The organism is Streptomyces sp. NPDC002004, from assembly GCF_053593975.1.
This window is the reverse complement of sequence record NZ_JBSFDP010000010.1, coordinates 196,174-211,216: the sequence shown is the minus strand read 5'-3', so window position 1 is coordinate 211,216 and position 15,043 is coordinate 196,174. Positions and strand designations below refer to the sequence as shown.

The 15,043-nt window shown below is 71.6% G+C and carries 14 protein-coding genes; 10 read left to right on the top strand and 4 right to left on the bottom strand.

Annotated elements, in window-relative coordinates; translation table 11 throughout:
* The first annotated feature begins 20 nt into the window (after positions 1-20).
* Genes ACWCP6_RS18300 through ACWCP6_RS18285 form a run of 4 tightly spaced genes read left to right on the top strand, consistent with a single transcriptional unit; the run spans position 21 to position 3,646 of the window.
* Complete coding sequence (locus ACWCP6_RS18300; RefSeq protein WP_450933478.1) at positions 21-1,163, top strand: hypothetical protein; 1,143 nt, start codon at positions 21-23, stop codon at positions 1,161-1,163.
* A complete protein-coding gene (locus tag ACWCP6_RS18295; RefSeq protein ID WP_450933477.1) occupies positions 1,160-2,107 on the top strand; it encodes an ABC transporter ATP-binding protein in 948 nt (315 codons plus the stop codon). The genes ACWCP6_RS18300 and ACWCP6_RS18295 overlap by 4 nt, the downstream gene beginning before the upstream one ends.
* Positions 2,107-2,859, top strand: a complete 753-nt coding sequence (locus ACWCP6_RS18290) for an ABC transporter permease (protein ID WP_450933476.1) — start codon at positions 2,107-2,109, stop codon at positions 2,857-2,859. Before ACWCP6_RS18295 ends, ACWCP6_RS18290 begins: the two co-directional genes overlap by 1 nt.
* Positions 2,852-3,646 (top strand): hypothetical protein, encoded by a 795-nt coding sequence (locus tag ACWCP6_RS18285; RefSeq protein WP_450933475.1) that lies wholly within the window; start codon positions 2,852-2,854, stop codon positions 3,644-3,646. Before ACWCP6_RS18290 ends, ACWCP6_RS18285 begins: the two co-directional genes overlap by 8 nt.
* A gap of 154 nt (positions 3,647-3,800) precedes the next feature.
* On the opposite strand, the gene ACWCP6_RS18280 is transcribed toward ACWCP6_RS18285, so the two are convergent.
* On the bottom strand, positions 3,801-6,038 hold the full coding sequence (locus ACWCP6_RS18280) for a transglycosylase domain-containing protein (RefSeq protein ID WP_450933474.1): 2,238 nt from the start codon (positions 6,036-6,038) through the stop codon (positions 3,801-3,803).
* Between the two features lie 531 nt (positions 6,039-6,569).
* On the opposite strand from ACWCP6_RS18280, the gene ACWCP6_RS18275 reads away from it, so the two are divergent.
* Positions 6,570-6,923 carry a WhiB family transcriptional regulator gene (locus tag ACWCP6_RS18275; RefSeq protein WP_450933473.1) on the top strand — a complete coding sequence of 118 codons (354 nt, stop codon included), beginning with the start codon at positions 6,570-6,572 and terminating at the stop codon, positions 6,921-6,923.
* Between the two features lie 338 nt (positions 6,924-7,261).
* On the opposite strand, the gene ACWCP6_RS18270 is transcribed toward ACWCP6_RS18275, so the two are convergent.
* Together ACWCP6_RS18270 and ACWCP6_RS18265 are read right to left on the bottom strand one after the other, a co-directional pair.
* On the bottom strand, positions 7,262-8,701 hold the full coding sequence (locus tag ACWCP6_RS18270; RefSeq protein WP_450933472.1) for an ArsA family ATPase: 1,440 nt from the start codon (positions 8,699-8,701) through the stop codon (positions 7,262-7,264).
* Positions 8,698-9,678: an ArsA family ATPase gene (locus ACWCP6_RS18265; protein WP_450933471.1), complete on the bottom strand. Its 981-nt coding sequence runs from the start codon at positions 9,676-9,678 to the stop codon at positions 8,698-8,700. Before ACWCP6_RS18265 ends, ACWCP6_RS18270 begins: the two co-directional genes overlap by 4 nt.
* Before the next feature lie 195 nt (positions 9,679-9,873).
* Here ACWCP6_RS18265 and ACWCP6_RS18260 point away from each other — a divergent pair, with 195 nt between their 5' ends.
* The 4 genes from ACWCP6_RS18260 to ACWCP6_RS18245 all read left to right on the top strand — a co-directional run bounded on the left by ACWCP6_RS18260 (position 9,874) and on the right by ACWCP6_RS18245 (position 12,530).
* The gene (locus ACWCP6_RS18260; protein ID WP_014178397.1) at positions 9,874-10,035 is read left to right on the top strand and encodes a DUF4177 domain-containing protein; all 162 of its coding nucleotides are present in this window, start codon (positions 9,874-9,876) and stop codon (positions 10,033-10,035) included.
* Positions 10,032-10,505 carry a RidA family protein gene (locus ACWCP6_RS18255; protein ID WP_450933470.1) on the top strand — a complete coding sequence of 158 codons (474 nt, stop codon included), beginning with the start codon at positions 10,032-10,034 and terminating at the stop codon, positions 10,503-10,505. Before ACWCP6_RS18260 ends, ACWCP6_RS18255 begins: the two co-directional genes overlap by 4 nt.
* Before the next feature lie 305 nt (positions 10,506-10,810).
* Positions 10,811-11,698: an NUDIX hydrolase gene (locus ACWCP6_RS18250; protein WP_450933469.1), complete on the top strand. Its 888-nt coding sequence runs from the start codon at positions 10,811-10,813 to the stop codon at positions 11,696-11,698.
* A 1-nt stretch (position 11,699) separates the two neighbouring features.
* The gene (locus ACWCP6_RS18245) at positions 11,700-12,530 is read left to right on the top strand and encodes an MBL fold metallo-hydrolase (RefSeq protein WP_450933468.1); all 831 of its coding nucleotides are present in this window, start codon (positions 11,700-11,702) and stop codon (positions 12,528-12,530) included.
* A 174-nt stretch (positions 12,531-12,704) separates the two neighbouring features.
* Here ACWCP6_RS18245 and ACWCP6_RS18240 read toward each other — a convergent pair whose 3' ends face one another.
* Positions 12,705-13,379, bottom strand: a complete 675-nt coding sequence (locus tag ACWCP6_RS18240; protein WP_166630312.1) for a Crp/Fnr family transcriptional regulator — start codon at positions 13,377-13,379, stop codon at positions 12,705-12,707.
* 486 nt (positions 13,380-13,865) lie between these two features.
* Between ACWCP6_RS18240 and nth the strand changes: the two genes are divergently transcribed.
* Positions 13,866-14,840, top strand: coding sequence for an endonuclease III (gene nth, locus ACWCP6_RS18235; protein ID WP_450933467.1), 975 nt, complete (start codon positions 13,866-13,868; stop codon positions 14,838-14,840).
* The last annotated feature ends 203 nt before the right edge of the window (positions 14,841-15,043 follow it).

The following is a 15,043-nucleotide window of genomic DNA, read 5'->3' as shown; positions in this document are numbered from 1 at the left end:
GGACCGGAGAAGGAAGCACCTTGGACCCCCTGCCCACCACACGCCCCGAGCCTGTGGAGATCACACTCGACCTGCTGTACGAGCTCCTCGGCATCGAGCGGCACTGGGAGCCCATCGTGCTGCTGCGCAACGCCCGTGCCGTACGCGGCCACCTCCCGCCCCTGGTGCTCTCCGTGGCACAGCTGTCGGGTGCCGCGATGGGGCCGGGTTCCCTCGCGGAACTCGACCGGATGCGGCGCCGCGCGGCCACGTACGAGGCCATCGCGGACGAGCTCACGCTCATCCCGGGCACCCGGGTGCTGAAGGGGCCCTCACTGGCCGCCCGCTACCCCCGGGGCGTGCTGCGCCCGCTCGGCGACCTCGACGTGGTGGTGCCCGACGAGACCCGGCTGTGGCAGGCCGCCTCCCGGGTGCTCGCCGCGCGGCCGGTCGACGGCATCGACATCACCGTGCTCCACGCCGCCGGGCGGCGGCACACCGCCCTCGCCCTGCGCTGGCCCTCCGAGGACCCGATGCTCGACCCCGAACTCAAGGTCGAGATCGCCACGTTCGCCTACCCCGGGCAGCCGGACACGGTTCCGCTGCGCGCCGAGACCCCGCCCGAGCAGTTCCACACCGACCTGCTTGCCCTCGCCGAGGAGCGGTTCCAACGCCCCTTCACCGCAAAGGACATGCTCGACCTGGCGGTGGTCCTCACCTCACCCGATCTGCCGCCCTGCGCCGACATCGCCCGGGCCGCCGACCGCTTCCGGCTGGCGCCGGAGCTGCTGGAGCTGTGCGAGGCGGCCTCCGGGATCCGGGCGCTGGCACCCGCCGTTCCCCAGGAGCTGACGCGGGCGCTGCGGGACCTCGTACCGGCCGAACAGGAGCGGCGCTCCGCGGGGGATCCCGACGGACGGGCCTCCGGGGACCGGCCAGGAGCCGCCCCGCAGGACCGGCCCGGCACCATCCGTGAACGCCTTGCCGCCGGACTGCCCGTCCACGGCATGCTCCTGGAGAAGGCCGAAAGGCCGCGGCCCGGGACGGAAGCGGTCACCGAGGAGTTCTCCGCCGGAACCCTGCTGCGCACACCCGTCGGCGTCTTCCTGCTCGTCGACGGCGAGATCGTCGACCCCGACCTGTACGAGGCCGCCCTCACCGCCGTCGGGGAGGGGGCCCGTTGACCGCCGCCCTCGACGTCCAGCACCTCTCCCGACGGTTCCGGACCCGGCGCGGCAAGGAGGTGGTGGCCCTCGACGACGTCGGCCTCCACGTGGAGCGCGGCGAGGTCGTCGGGCTGCTCGGCCCCAACGGCGCCGGCAAGACCACGCTGTCCCGCATCCTCACCACCCTCCTGCTGCCCAGCTCGGGAACCGCCCGCGTCCTCGGCTACGACGTGGCCACGGACCCCGAGCCGGTGCGCCGCCGGGTCGGCCTGGTCCTCGGCGGCGAGCGCGGCCTGTACGGCAGGCTCACCGCCCGCCAGAACCTGCGCTACTGGGCGGCCCTCCAGGGGCTCGCCTCCTCCGACGCCAAACGGCGCAGCGAGGAACTCATCGAGCGGATGGGGCTGTCCGGGCGGGCCGACGACCGCCTGGAGACGTTCTCCCGGGGCATGGTCCAGCGGGTCCACCTGGCCCGTGCCCTGCTGCACCGGCCGGAGCTGATCGTCCTCGACGAGCCGACCGCCGGGATGGACCCCAACGCCGGGGCCGGATTCCGCACCCTGGTGCGCGAACTCCGGTCGACCGGGGTCACCGTCCTGCTGGCCACCCACGACATGCCCGAGGCCCAGGCGCTCTGCTCCCGGGTGGCCCTGATCGACCGCGGCCGGCTGCTGCGCATCGGATCGCCCGCGGCGCTCCTCACCGAACTGGGCCGGTGCCACGTCATCACCGCCGCCGGCGTGGACGAGTCGACCACCGTGACCATCCGCGCCGTACCCGGCGTCCGCAGCGCCGAACGCGACGACGAGGGCTCCCTGCGCGTCGAGGCCGCCGGAGCCGACGTGCCCACCCAGGTCCTGGGACTCCTCGCGAGGTCCCACGCCTCCCATGTGACCGTGACCCCTCCCAGCCTGAGCGAGGTCTACCGCAGCGTCATCGAGGACCGGGAACTGGTGGTGTGATGGGCGCCTACTTCCGCGCGCAGTGGTGGTTGCTGCTGCGCTCGCCCCGCCTGCTCGGCCCGCTGGTGATCACCCCGCTGTACTCCCTGGTGTTCTTCTCGGTCCTGCGTGAACACCACCGGCCGGGCCTGGCCACCACCGCCGCGACCACGGCCTTCCTGATGAGCATGTGGTCCCAGGCCGTCTTCGTCGCGTCCGACGCCGTGGACTACGACCGCTGGGAGGGCACCCTGGAGGCCGGACTGTTCACACCCCGGCGCTACGCCGACGCGCTGGCGGTGCGGGTGCTGACCACCACCGCGGTGAGCCTGCCCGCGTTCGCCGAGATCCTGCTGATCGGGCGCATCGGCTTCGGCTACCCGATCACGGTCGCGAGCCCCGTCGCCACCTGCCTGACCCTGCTGCTGGTGCTGTGCGGGAGCGCCGGGATCTCCCTCACGATCAGCGGACTGCTGGTCGTCGTACGCGGTGCCAGGACGCTGCAGAACGCCATGACGTACCCCTTCTACCTGCTCGGCGGGCTCGTCCTGCCGGTGGGCTCACTGCCCACCCCGCTGCAGTGGCCCGCCCACGCCTTCTACCTCTCGTGGGGGGCACGGTCGCTGCGCGCCGCCGTCGGCGGAACCGGTGCCGACGTCGCCGCGGTGTGCGTCCTGGCGGTCCTGGCACCGCTCCAGGCGGCCACCGGCTACGCGGTCCTGCGCCGCATCCTGCACCGGGCACGCGACGGCAAGGTGATCCTGCATGGCTGACCGCGCCGCGCTGTTCCTCACCCGGCTGAGGTTCGGGGTGATCAGCAGCTTCCAGGACTACCGGGCGATGTTCACCTGGCGTTCCTGGCTCTTCGGCTGGCTGCTGCGTCTGGTCTCCCAGGTGCTGTTCTTCGCCTCGCTCGGCCGGCTGGTCGGCTCCGTGCACACCGAGCAGGCGATCGCCCTGGGCAATGCGGTGGTCCTGGGGCCGCTCGGCGCCCTCGGTGTCGTCTCGTCCTGTGTCGGCGAACGGCGGGGCGGAACGCTCCAGTTCATCGTCATCAGTTCCAGCAGTCCGTTTCTGGTGATCGCCTCGCGCGGTCTGTACTGGGTCGCCGACGGATTCCTGACCTCCGGTGTGGTGCTGGCGCTGCTCCCGCTCCTCGTGGGCCTCCCGATGGTCTGGTCGGCGCTGCCGCTGGTCCTGGCGATCCAGGCCCTCATCACACTGAGCGGCTACAGCCTGGCGCTGACGCTGGCCGGGGTGAGCCTGCGCTGGCCGGAGACCCGGATGTACCTGACCGGCGGCACCACGATCCTGGTGCTCCTGCTCGCGGGCGTGAACGTGGCCCGGCCCGAGCACGGGCCCGCCGGTCTTCTCGCCGCCGTGGTTCCGGCGGGACACGGTCTGAGCGCGGTACGCGCGGCCCTCGCGGGCCACGGTGTGCCCGTCGGATCCGTGCTCGCGGAGTTCGCGGTGATGCTCGGCTGGGGAGTGGTCGGCTGCGCGGGGATGGCCCTGGCCTTCCGCCGCTCGGGCCGCCGGCTGTCGCGGCTGCTCGGCTGAGGCCGGCCGGGATACGCCCGGATGCGCGGGGCGGCGGCCGGCCCCGCCTGGCCGTGACCGGTGAGCCACCGGCCCACGGCGGATGCGACATACGGAAGGCGGGGCGCCCCCTGGATCAGGGGGCGCCCCGCCTTCCGCATGTCCGTCCGTGCGGCTAGTGACGCAGACCGCCGCCTCCGTGGCCGTTGCGGCCGCCCGGGTTGCCGGGGCCGGCGCCCGTGCCGCCGATCAGGGACGGCGGGAGGGTGATACCGGGGAAGGGGCTGGTGCCGCCGCGGCCCGGCCCCTCGTCGTTGCCCTTGTCCCTGCCCTTGTTCTTGTCCTTGTCGCCGTCCGGGATGTCGATCAGGTTGAAGCCGGGCGTCGGCTTGCCCATGAGGGCGCCCGTCATGGCGTCCTTCCAGATCGGGCCCGGGACGTCGGCGCCGTACACCTTGTCGTGGTAGACACCGCCGATGCTGATGTTCTCCATCTGCACACCCTGGGTGGGGCTGCCCACCCAGACGGCGCCGGAGAGGTTCGGCGTGTAGCCGACGAACCACGCGTTCTTGCGCTGGTCCGTCGTACCGGTCTTGCCCGCGTTGTCACGGTCGGTGAGACCGGCCTGCTGACCGGTACCGGAGTCGATCACGCCCTGGAGGAGGGTGTTGACCGTGTCCGCGGTCTTCTCGGACATCGCCCGGCTGCAGGTCGACTTCGGCACCGGCAGCGACTCGTTGTCGTTGATGCGGGTGATCGACTCGATGGCGACCGGAGTGCAGTACCTGCCGCGGTCCGCGAAGGCGGCGTAGGCGCTCGCCATGGTCAGCGGCGAGAGACCGGTGGAGCCGAGGGTGAGGGAGGAGGGCACCTCGGGGACCTTGGTGCCGTTGCCCTGGAGGATGCCCAGCCGGTCGGTCATCTGCCGCACCGGGCACATGCCGACGTCCTGGAGCATCTGCACGAAGTAGGTGTTGACCGACTTGGCCATCGCCTCCTTCAGCGCGTAGGGCCCGTTCTCCTCCTCGTTCTCGTTCTCGACCTGGTAGTTCCCGTCGTTCACCCAGGTACCGCTGCACCGCTGCACCGTGGCGGGGTACGGCATCTTGTACGGCGCCGGATACGACTTCGTCGGCGGTGTGCCCTGCTCGATCGCGGCCGCCGCGAGGAACGGCTTGAAGGTCGAACCGGTCGGGAAGCCGTAGTTCGAACCGCCCATGGCGTGGTTGACCGAGTAGTTGATCTGCGTCTCGTTCTTCCCGAAGCCGTACGGCCGGGACTGGCCCATGGCCAGGATCTTCCCTGTGCCCGGCTCGACCAGCGTCGCGGCCGTGGCGACCTTGTCGTCCTGGTTGACGTGATCCTTTATCGAGGCCTGCACCGACTTCTGTGCCCGCGGGTCCAGGGTGGTGCGGATGGTCAGGCCGCCCCGGTTCCAGACCTTGGCGCGCTCCTCGCGGGACTTGCCGAAGGCCTCGTCGTTGAGGAAGACCTCACGGACGTAGTCGCAGAAGAAGCCCGCGCCCTTGACCGCGGTGATGCAGCCGTTCTTGGGCTTGCTGACCTTCAGCTTGAGCGGCTTCTGCTTCGCCCTGTCGGCCTCCTCCTGCGAGATGTCGTGCACGTCCGCCATGCGCTGGAGCACGACATTGCGGCGCTTGATGGCCTCCGCCTCGTCGTTGACGGGGTCGTAGCGGCTCGGTGACTGGACGATGCCGGCCAGCATCGCGGCCTCGTCGAGGGTGAGGTCCTTGGCCGGGTGCGAGAAGTAGCGCTGCGAGGCCGCCTCGATGCCGTACGCCTGCTCACCGAAGAACGTGATGTTCAGGTAGTTCTCGAGAATGCCCTTCTTGCCCAGTTTGTTCTCGACCTGGATGGCGTACTTCAGCTCGCGGATCTTGCGGCCGAGTGTCTGCTGCGTGGCCTGGGCGACCTTCGACGGGTCGTCGCCGGCCTCCTCGACGAAGACGTTCTTCACGTACTGCTGCGTGAGCGTCGAGGCGCCCTGGGCGACACCGCCGCTCTGCGCGTTCTGGTTGAGCGCGCGCAGGATGCCCTTCGCGTCGATCGCGCCGTGCTGGTAGAAGCGCGAGTCCTCGATCGCGACGATGGCCTTCTGCATGTACGGCGAGATGTCCTTGAGCGGCACCACCGTGCGGTCGCGCGAGTAGACCGTGGCGATCTGTCCGCCCTGGTTGTCCAGGATGCTGGTCCGCTGGCTCAACGGCGGCCGCTTGAGATTCGCCGGAATCTCGTCGAACCCCTCGACCGATCCCTTGGCCGCAAGACCCAGCGCGCCCGCGGCGGGCATCGCGATTCCGGCCAGCACGGCTCCCGCGAGCACGCTGACACCGAGGAACTTGGCGGCCTGCTGAGTTGGCGACAGACCACCGCCGGAGCGCTTCTTTGCCATGAGTGCAGCCTAATCCGTAGTCCGCGGCGTTCCGGTAGAGCGGGTGCCCCATCGGATGCTCCATCGGGATGCTTCGCATGCCGAGTCGTGACATCCGGGGCCGTCGGACGGGTTCCGGGGCGGCCGGACGGGTGGTCCGGGCGGCCCGGTGACGCGGGCGACCGGGTCCTGCGGCCCTACGTGATGAATCGCCGGACAGGCGTATATGCCTTGGCCTAAGCTGCTCTCAACTGTCACAGAAGTGCGGTCGTGTGTCGCCGCCCGAATCCGCCACATGTGTCACCCCCCGCCCGTTCTGACCCACCCGAACTCCCCCTGGCCTGTCCGGATTCACCCGGATAAGTCACGTATGTCCTCAGCTCACTCCGTTGGGTGATCTGCCGCGTACGCATAGTCCGTTCGGACCATTCAAGATTGGGCCCGAAGGGGGTGTTGCGCTGTGGAGACCTTCCGTAACGTCCTCAACTGGCGGCGGTGAATATGCCGCCGCCGCCGTGGGGGAGCCTCGATTCGGGAGAGGACGGCGCCGGTATGGGCTGGGTAACCGACTGGAGTGCGCAGGCGGCCTGCCGCACTACCGATCCGGATGAACTGTTCGTACAAGGAGCAGCGCAGAACAGGGCCAAGGCGGTGTGCACCGGATGCCCGGTGCGGACCGAGTGCCTGGCCGACGCGCTGGACAACCGCGTCGAGTTCGGCGTGTGGGGCGGTATGACCGAGAGGGAGCGCCGCGCACTGCTGCGCAGGCGGCCCACCGTCACGTCGTGGCGCAGGCTGCTGGAGACCGCGCGCACGGAGTACGAGCGCGGAGTGGGTCTGCTGACCGTCGACGAGGACATCGAAGCGGCGGAGGAGGCGTTCGGGAGGTACGCGGCCGTGGGGTGACAGCCCCGGCCGGGTTCAGGGGGCAGGGCTCTTCGCCGCCATGCCCCGGAAGTGGCGCACCGGGCGGCAGCCCGCGGTCCTCGCGGTGTCGTGCGGCACGGGGCGGTACCGGGTGTGAGGGGCAGGCGCGAGCCTGCCCGCACCGGGCTTCCGGACGCGCCGAGCGCGCATCAGTACATGGCTTCCGTACACGTGCGCGGTCTGCGGGCGTTCAGGGCTTGCGTACGTACACGGCCTTGCGTACGTGCTGCGGTCTGCAGAGGTGCAGGGCCGGCGGACGTGCCGGGCTTGCGGAGGCGCGGGGCCCGCGAGGGGTCGGGGCGTGGACGCGTGCGCCGCTACGACGCCGTGGCCGGGCCATCGGCCGCCAGTCGGTCACCGATGTCCCGCAGGCCTGTGAGGTCGTGCACATCCCCGGGCAGCGCGGCCACCTCGGTCACGGCCACCTCGGGGTGGAGTGCGGTGAAACGGTCTCGTGTGCGCCGCTCGCGTGCGAGCAGTTGCATCCGCTCGGAGTGCATCCGCAGAAGGCCTGCGGTCAGCTGGTCCGACGTCAGTGGGTCGGGGCCGTCGGTGGAGGAAACGGAGCCGGGAGCCTCGGGAGGGGTACGCAGTCCATGCTTCCCGGCGCCCTGATCCACAATGCGGCGCTCGTCAAGATTTTCCCCACGGTGTCCGGAGAGCCCCGGATCCGTGGAAACTCCTGAGGACCCGGAGTCCTCGGCTTCGGCGCCGTCCACCGCGGTCACGGTTTCCGCGTCGTCCGCCGCCGCCGCGCCGGCCTCCGCGTCGTCGGTCGGCTCGGCCTCCAGGAACTCCGCCGCGGCGAGCGCCCGCTCGGCCGACAGTTGCGCGGCGCCGCTGCCGTGCACCCGGTTCAGCACCAGACCGGCGAGCGGCATGTCCTCGGCGGCCAGCCGCTCCACGAAGTACGCCGCCTCGCGCAGTGCGTCCCGCTCCGGGGCGGCCACCACGAGGAACGCCGTGCCGGGCGCCTGGAGCAGCCGGTACGTCGCGTCGGCCCGGGTCCTGAACCCGCCGAACATCGTGTCCATCGCGGCCACGAACGTCTGGACGTCCCGCAGCAGTTGTCCGCCGAGCAGCTTGCCCAGCGCGCCCGTCATCATCGACATGCCGACGTTGAGGAACTTCATCCCCGCCCGGCCGCCCACCTTCGCCGGCGCCATCAGCACCCGGATCAGCTTGCCGTCCAGGAAGGAGCCGAGCCGCTTGGGCGCGTCCAGGAAGTCCAGGGCCGACCGCGACGGCGGTGTGTCGACGACGATCAGGTCCCACTCGTCCCGGGCGCGCAGCTGGCCCAGCTTCTCCATCGCCATGTACTCCTGCGTACCGGCGAAACCGGCCGACAGGGACTGGTAGAAGGGGTTCTCCAGGATCGCCCGGGCCCGGTCCGGGTCGGCGTGCGCCTCGACGATCTCGTCGAACGTACGCTTCATGTCGAGCATCATCGCGTACAGCTCGCCGCCCGCTGACGCGTCGATGTCCTTCACCTGGCGCGGTGTGTTGTCCAGCGAGTCGATGCCCATCGACTGGGCCAGGCGGCGGGCCGGGTCGATCGTCAGGACGACGACCTTGCGGCCGCGCTCGGCGGCCCGCAGCCCCAGCGCGGCCGCCGTCGTGGTCTTGCCGACCCCGCCCGAGCCGCAGCACACGACGATCCGCGTGCGCGGATCGTCCAGCAACGGCTCGATGTCCAGCGCGCGCACCGGTTTCAGGGGGCGCGCGTCGTCGGAGTCCGGTGCCGCTTCGCGCGTCATGACATCCCCTGTTCCCGCAGCTCGGTGGCGAGTCGGTACAGCCCGGCCAGATCCATCCCCTCGGACAGGAAGGGCAGTTCGTGCAACGGTGGGCCCAGGCCGGTCAGCACCGCGCGCTGCTCCCGCTCCAGCGCGTACCGCTCCGCGTACTCGCCGGCCTGGTCGAGCAGAGGATCCACGAGGCGCTCCGCGAGACCGCCCTTGCGGGCCCCGCCGAGCCCGGCGGACGACAGCGACTTGGCGAGGGCCGTGCGCGGCACGCTGTTGCGTACGCGGTCCAGCGATGTGCCGTCGAGGAGGGCCGGACGCACCATGTTCACGATGACACGGCCCACCGGGAGACCGGCGCCGTGCAGCTCGGCGATGCCGTCCGCGGTCTCCTGGACCGGCATCTCCTCCAGGAGCGTCACCAAGTGCACGGCGGTCTCCGCCGACTTGAGGACGCGCATGACCGCCTGTGCCTGATTGTGTATCGGGCCGATCTTCGCCAGCCCGGCCACTTCGTCGTTCACATTGAGGAAGCGGGTGACGCGGCCGGTCGGTGGTGCGTCCATCACCACGTAGTCGTACGCGAACCGCCCCTGTTTGTCCTTCCGGCGGACCGCCTCGCAGGCCTTCCCCGTGAGGAGGACGTCGCGCAGGCCCGGCGCGACCGTCGTGGCGAAGTCGATGGCGCCGAGCTTCTTCAGGGCCCGGCCCGCGCCGCCGAGCTTGTAGAACATCTGGAGGTAGTCCAGCAGGGCCAGCTCGGGGTCGATGGCGAGTGCGTACACCTCCCCGCCGCCGGGAGCCACGGCGATCTTCCGCTCCTCGTACGGCAACGTCTCCGTCTCGAAGAGCTGCGCGATGCCTTGTCGGCCTTCCACCTCCACCAGGAGAGTGCGCTTTCCCTCGGTCGCGAGGGCCAGCGCGAGGGCAGCGGCGACCGTGGTCTTGCCGGTACCGCCCTTGCCGCTGACGACCTGGAGCCTGCTCACGTATTCGAGCCTAACCACTGGCGCGGGCGACTACGCAGGAGGCTGCCGTTCCCGGGGAGATGCCGGGGTTCCGCTCCGGGACACCGTCCGGGACAGGATCGGGGAAAGTCCCGGGTGAACCCGGGCAACGGCGGGCGGGAAGGCAGGTGGGAGTGGGGGAACGGTGCCGTCCGCGGCAGCGGATACAGTCGGCCCATGACGAAATGGGAATACGCGACCGTCCCGCTGCTGGTGCACGCCACGAAGCAGATTCTGGACACCTGGGGCGAGGACGGCTGGGAGCTCGTCCAGGTCGTGCCGGGACCGAACAACCCCGAGCAGCTGGTGGCCTACCTCAAGCGGGAGAAGGCGGCATGAGCGGCGGCGTCGTCGAAGCGAAGCTCGCGGAGCTCGGCCTGACCCTGCCGGAGGTCGTGCCTCCGCTTGCCGCGTACCAGCCCGCCGTCCAGTCCGGCGTGTACGTCTACACCGCCGGGCAGCTGCCGATGGTGGACGGAAAGCTTCCGGTGACCGGCAAGGTCGGGGCCGAGGTCACCGCGGAGGAGGCCAAGGAACTGGCGCGGACCTGCGCGCTGAACGCGCTGGCCGCCGTCAAGTCGGTTGCCGGTGACCTGGACCGCATCGCCCGTGTGGTCAAGGTCGTGGGCTTCGTCGCGTCGGCCTCCGACTTCACGGGGCAGCCCGGCGTGGTCAACGGCGCAAGCGAGCTGCTGGGTGCCGTCCTCGGGGACAAGGGCGTGCACGCCCGCAGCGCGGTGGGCGTCGCCGTCCTTCCGCTGGACGCGCCGGTCGAGGTCGAGATCCAGGTCGAGCTCACCGCAGGCTGATCCGGCGGGGCGCCTCTGCCCGTCGTGGGTCCGGATCGCATCCCGGCCCGCGGTGCTCGGGCGGGGCGCCTTTCGCCGGTGGGGGTGTCGAGGGTTCGGGCCCGGTGAGCGGCCCGCGGTGCCGCGGGGCGCCGTTCCCCGCTGCGGGCCGCGGCGTTCCTCCCGCTCCGCGCTTTGAGGGCCTCGGCGGTGCCCCGGGGACTCCCCGCCTGGAGGGCGCCGGGGTGCCGGCCGGTCTGCCCCTGTCCGCAGGGCGCACAGCGCTGGCCTCGAACATCTGCGCGTCAGCGACTACCCTCCGCAGCATGGCGAATGGTCAGTGGTACCCCCCGGAGTGGCCCGACCGCATCCGCGCGCTGGCGCACGGCGCTCTCACGCCGTCCACCCCGCGACGCGCCGCAACCGTCATGCTCCTGAAGGACGGGCCGGGCGCCGAGGGTCCCGCCGTCCACATGCTCCGCAGGCGTACGACGATGGCGTTCGCCGGCGGCGCCTACGCCTACCCCGGCGGTGGAGTGGACCCACGGGACCACGACCACGACCTGCATCCGCGCTGGGCGGGCCCCGCACTCGGCGAGTGGGCCGCGCGCCTGGGAGTGGAGGACGAGGCCGCCGCCCAGGCGATCGTCTGCGCCGCCGTCCGCGAGACGTACGAGGAGGCGGGCGTCCTGCTCGCCGGCCCGACTCCGGACACCGTGGTCGGAGACACGACCGCCGACGACTGGGAGGCCGACCGCGCCGCGCTGGTGGCCCGGGACGTCTCCTTCGGGGAGTTCCTGGAACGCCGCGGTCTGGTGCTGCGCTCGGACCTGCTCGCAGCCTGGACCCGCTGGATCACGCCGGAGTTCGAACCCCGCCGGTACGACACGTGGTTCTTCGTGGCCGCCCTTCCGCAGGGCCAGCGCACCCGGAACGCCTCCACGGAGGCCGACCGCACGGTCTGGATCCGCCCAGCGGACGCGGCCGCCCGTTACGACAAGGGCGACCTGCTGATGATGCCGCCGACCATTGCGACCCTGCGTCAGCTGGCCGGTCACGCATCCGCCGCCGACACACTGGCCGCGGCCGCCGTACGCGACCTGACGCCGGTGCTGGCCCAAGCGCACATGGAGGGGGACGAGTTGGTGCTCAGCTGGCCCGGCCACGACGAGTTCACCAAGCACATCCCGAACGGCCCGACCGGGGGAGCCTGAGATGACCACCGCCGACGCCCTTCCCGGCCAGCCGCGCGGCGGCGCCCTGTCCGGTCCCGCCACCGCCCGCGCGGTCAACGTCCTCGCGCCCAACGCCTCCCCGATGACCCTCGACGGCACCAACACCTGGATCGTGTCCGAACCGGACTCCGACCTCGCCGTCGTGATCGACCCGGGCCCGCTGGACGACGTCCATCTGCACAACGTCGTCACCACGGCCGAGAAGGCCGGCAAGCGGGTGGCACTGACGCTCCTCACACACGGCCACCCGGACCACGCCGACGGCGCGTCCCGCTTCGCCGAACTGACGCGGACGAAGGTCCGGGCCCTGGACCCGGCCCTCCGCCTGGGCGACGAGGGCCTGGCCGCGGGGGACGTCATCCGCGTCGGCGGCCTGGAGCTGGTCGTCGTACCGACGCCGGGGCACACCGGGGACTCGCTGTGCTTCCATCTGCCGGCCGACCGCGCGGTCCTCACCGGCGACACGATCCTCGGGCGCGGCACCACCGTCGTCGCGCACCCCGACGGGCGGCTCGGCGACTACCTGGACTCGCTGCGCAGGCTCCGTTCGCTCACCGTCGACGACGGCGTCCACACGGTGCTGCCCGGCCACGGCCCGGTCCTGGAGGACGCCCAGGGCGCCGTCGACTTCTACCTCGCCCACCGTGCCAACCGCCTCGCCCAGGTCGAGACGGCCGTCGAGAACGGCCACCGCAACCCCGCCGACGTCGTCGCGCACGTGTACGCGGACGTGGACCGCTCCCTGTGGCCCGCCGCGGAGCTGTCGGTCCGCGCCCAGCTCGACTACCTGGGCGAGCACGGCCTCATCTAGGGGTGCTCTGATCCAGGGTGCCCTGCCGGTCACGCCGGGCGAGCCCGGCGTGACCGGCGACGCCGCCCGGGGACGCGCGCGGTCCGGACATGGCCGAGGGGGCCCTTCCCTCCCGGGACGGGCCCCCTCGGCGTACGGGCTGTGAGTACGGCGTAGGCCGTACCGGCCGTGAGGTCAGCGCGAGCGCTTCGCCAGACGCTCCACGTCGAGCAGGATCACGGCGCGGGCCTCGAGGCGGAGCCAGCCGCGCTGGGCGAAGTCCGCAAGGGCCTTGTTGACCGTCTCGCGGGACGCGCCGACCAGCTGGGCCAGCTCTTCCTGCGTCAGGTCGTGCACCACATGGATGCCCTCCTCCGACTGCACGCCGAAGCGGCGCGACAGGTCGAGCAGGGCGCGGGCCACGCGGCCGGGGACGTCCGAGAACACCAGGTCGGACATCTGGTCGTTGGTCTTGCGCAGGCGCCGGGCTACGGCGCGCAGCAGTGCGGCGGCCACCTCGGGGCGGGCATTCAGCCACGGCTGGAGGTCGCCGTGGCCCAGGCCCAGCAGCTTGACCTCGGTCAGCGCGGTGGCGGTCGCCGTGCGCGGACCCGGGTCGAACAGCGACAGCTCGCCGATGAGCTCGCCGGGGCCGAGGACGGCCAGCATGTTCTCGCGTCCGTCCGGGGACGTGCGATGGAGCTTCACCTTGCCTTCGGTGACCACGTAGAGGCGGTCGCCCGGGTCGCCCTCGTGGAAGAGTGCGTCGCCGCGTGCGAGGGTCACCTCACTCATGGAGGCGCGGAGCTCCGCGGCCTGCTCGTCATCGAGCGCCGCGAAGAGCGGGGCGCGCCGCAGAACGTCGTCCACGAGTTCTCTCCTTGTCGACCTGCTCAGGGGACCGTGTTCCCCATTTTGCCGGACGGTCCAAACAGTGTGATCAGTCACAAGTCTGCCGCACCCGCGCCGCATGCTGTGCGGGAGGGGGCCAATTGGGGGCTCGTCCCGGAGGTCAGGGGCGGATGTCGGTGCCGGGCTTTAGGCTGGCCGGGTGTCCAAATCGCCGGTGAGAGCACAGGCCAAGGGGGCCGGGCAGGTGGTTGTACGCCGAAATTCCGCTGTGGGCGAACAGGCGGATGCCGAGAGAGCGAATCAGGCAAAAGAGACATCTTCGGCGTCGGCGGTGAGGGTGACGGCAGGGCAGACACGGAATGCGGCGACGGCAGGGAGGCTGGGGGCGTGAAGGAGCCGGGCTCTTCGAAGCGGGCGGCGTCCGCGAAGACGGCGGAAGCCGGACGGAAGGCGGCTTCCACGGAGGGGGCCGCGGCGGGCGAGGCCGTGGTGAGGAAGGCCGTGGTGAGGAAGCCCGCGGCCAAGAAGGCCGCCGCGGGGACGACCGGCGCCGGGAAGACCGCGGCCGCGGCTGCCACCAAGACTGCGGCTGAGAAGGCCACCGCGAAGAAGGCCACCCCGAAGAAGGCGGCTGCCAAGAGGGTGACTGCCGAGAAGGCCACCGCCAAGAAGGCGGCCCCCGCCGCGGCCGTCCCGGCGCGGGCGGCGGCCAAGCCCGAGTCCCGTACGGCGCTGGTGCGCCGGGCCCGCCGGATCAATCGTGAACTCGCCGACGTGTACCCGTACGCCCACCCCGAGCTGGACTTCGAGAACCCCTTCCAGCTGCTCGTGGCCACCGTGCTGTCCGCGCAGACCACCGACCTGAGGGTGAACCAGACGACCCCGGCGCTCTTCGCCAAGTACCCGACCCCGGAGGACCTGGCGGCGGCCAATCCCGAGGAGGTCGAGGAGCTGATCCGGCCGACCGGGTTCTTCCGCGCCAAGACCAAGTCGATCATGGGCCTCGCCACCGCGCTGCGGGACGAGTTCGGCGGCGAGGTGCCGGGCCGGCTGGACGACTTGGTCAAGTTGCCGGGCGTGGGCCGCAAGACCGCCTTCGTGGTGCTCGGGAATGCCTTCGGTGTCCCCGGGATCACGGTCGACACCCACTTCGGACGACTCGTACGCCGCTGGAAGTGGACCGAGGAGACCGACCCGGACAAGGTCGAGGCGGCGATCGGCGCGCTCTTCCCGAAGAGCGACTGGACGATGCTGTCGCACCGCGTGATCTTCCACGGCCGACGGATCTGCCACGCCCGCAAGCCCGCGTGCGGCGCCTGCCCGATCGCCCCGCTCTGCCCCGCGTACGGGGAGGGCGAGACGGACCCGGAGAAGGCGAAGAAGCTGCTCAAGTACGAGAAGGGCGGTCTGCCGGGCCAGCGGCTGAAGCCCCCGCCGGACTACCCCGGCATCCCCGCGGCTCCGCTGGGGGCCCTGTGACGGGGCTCCCGGGGCCTTCCCGGGGCCGCCTGCACCGTTCCCGCGGCCTCCCATGCCTCCCGCGCATCTCCCGCGGCCTCCCGTGCCCCTCCCCGGGTCTCCCTCGCCTCACCACGGGACTTCCGCGTCCCGACACGGGGCTCCCGGAACCCTTCACGGTGCGGGCGGAACGATCCGCGGGCCCTCGTACGTTGTGCCCTGAC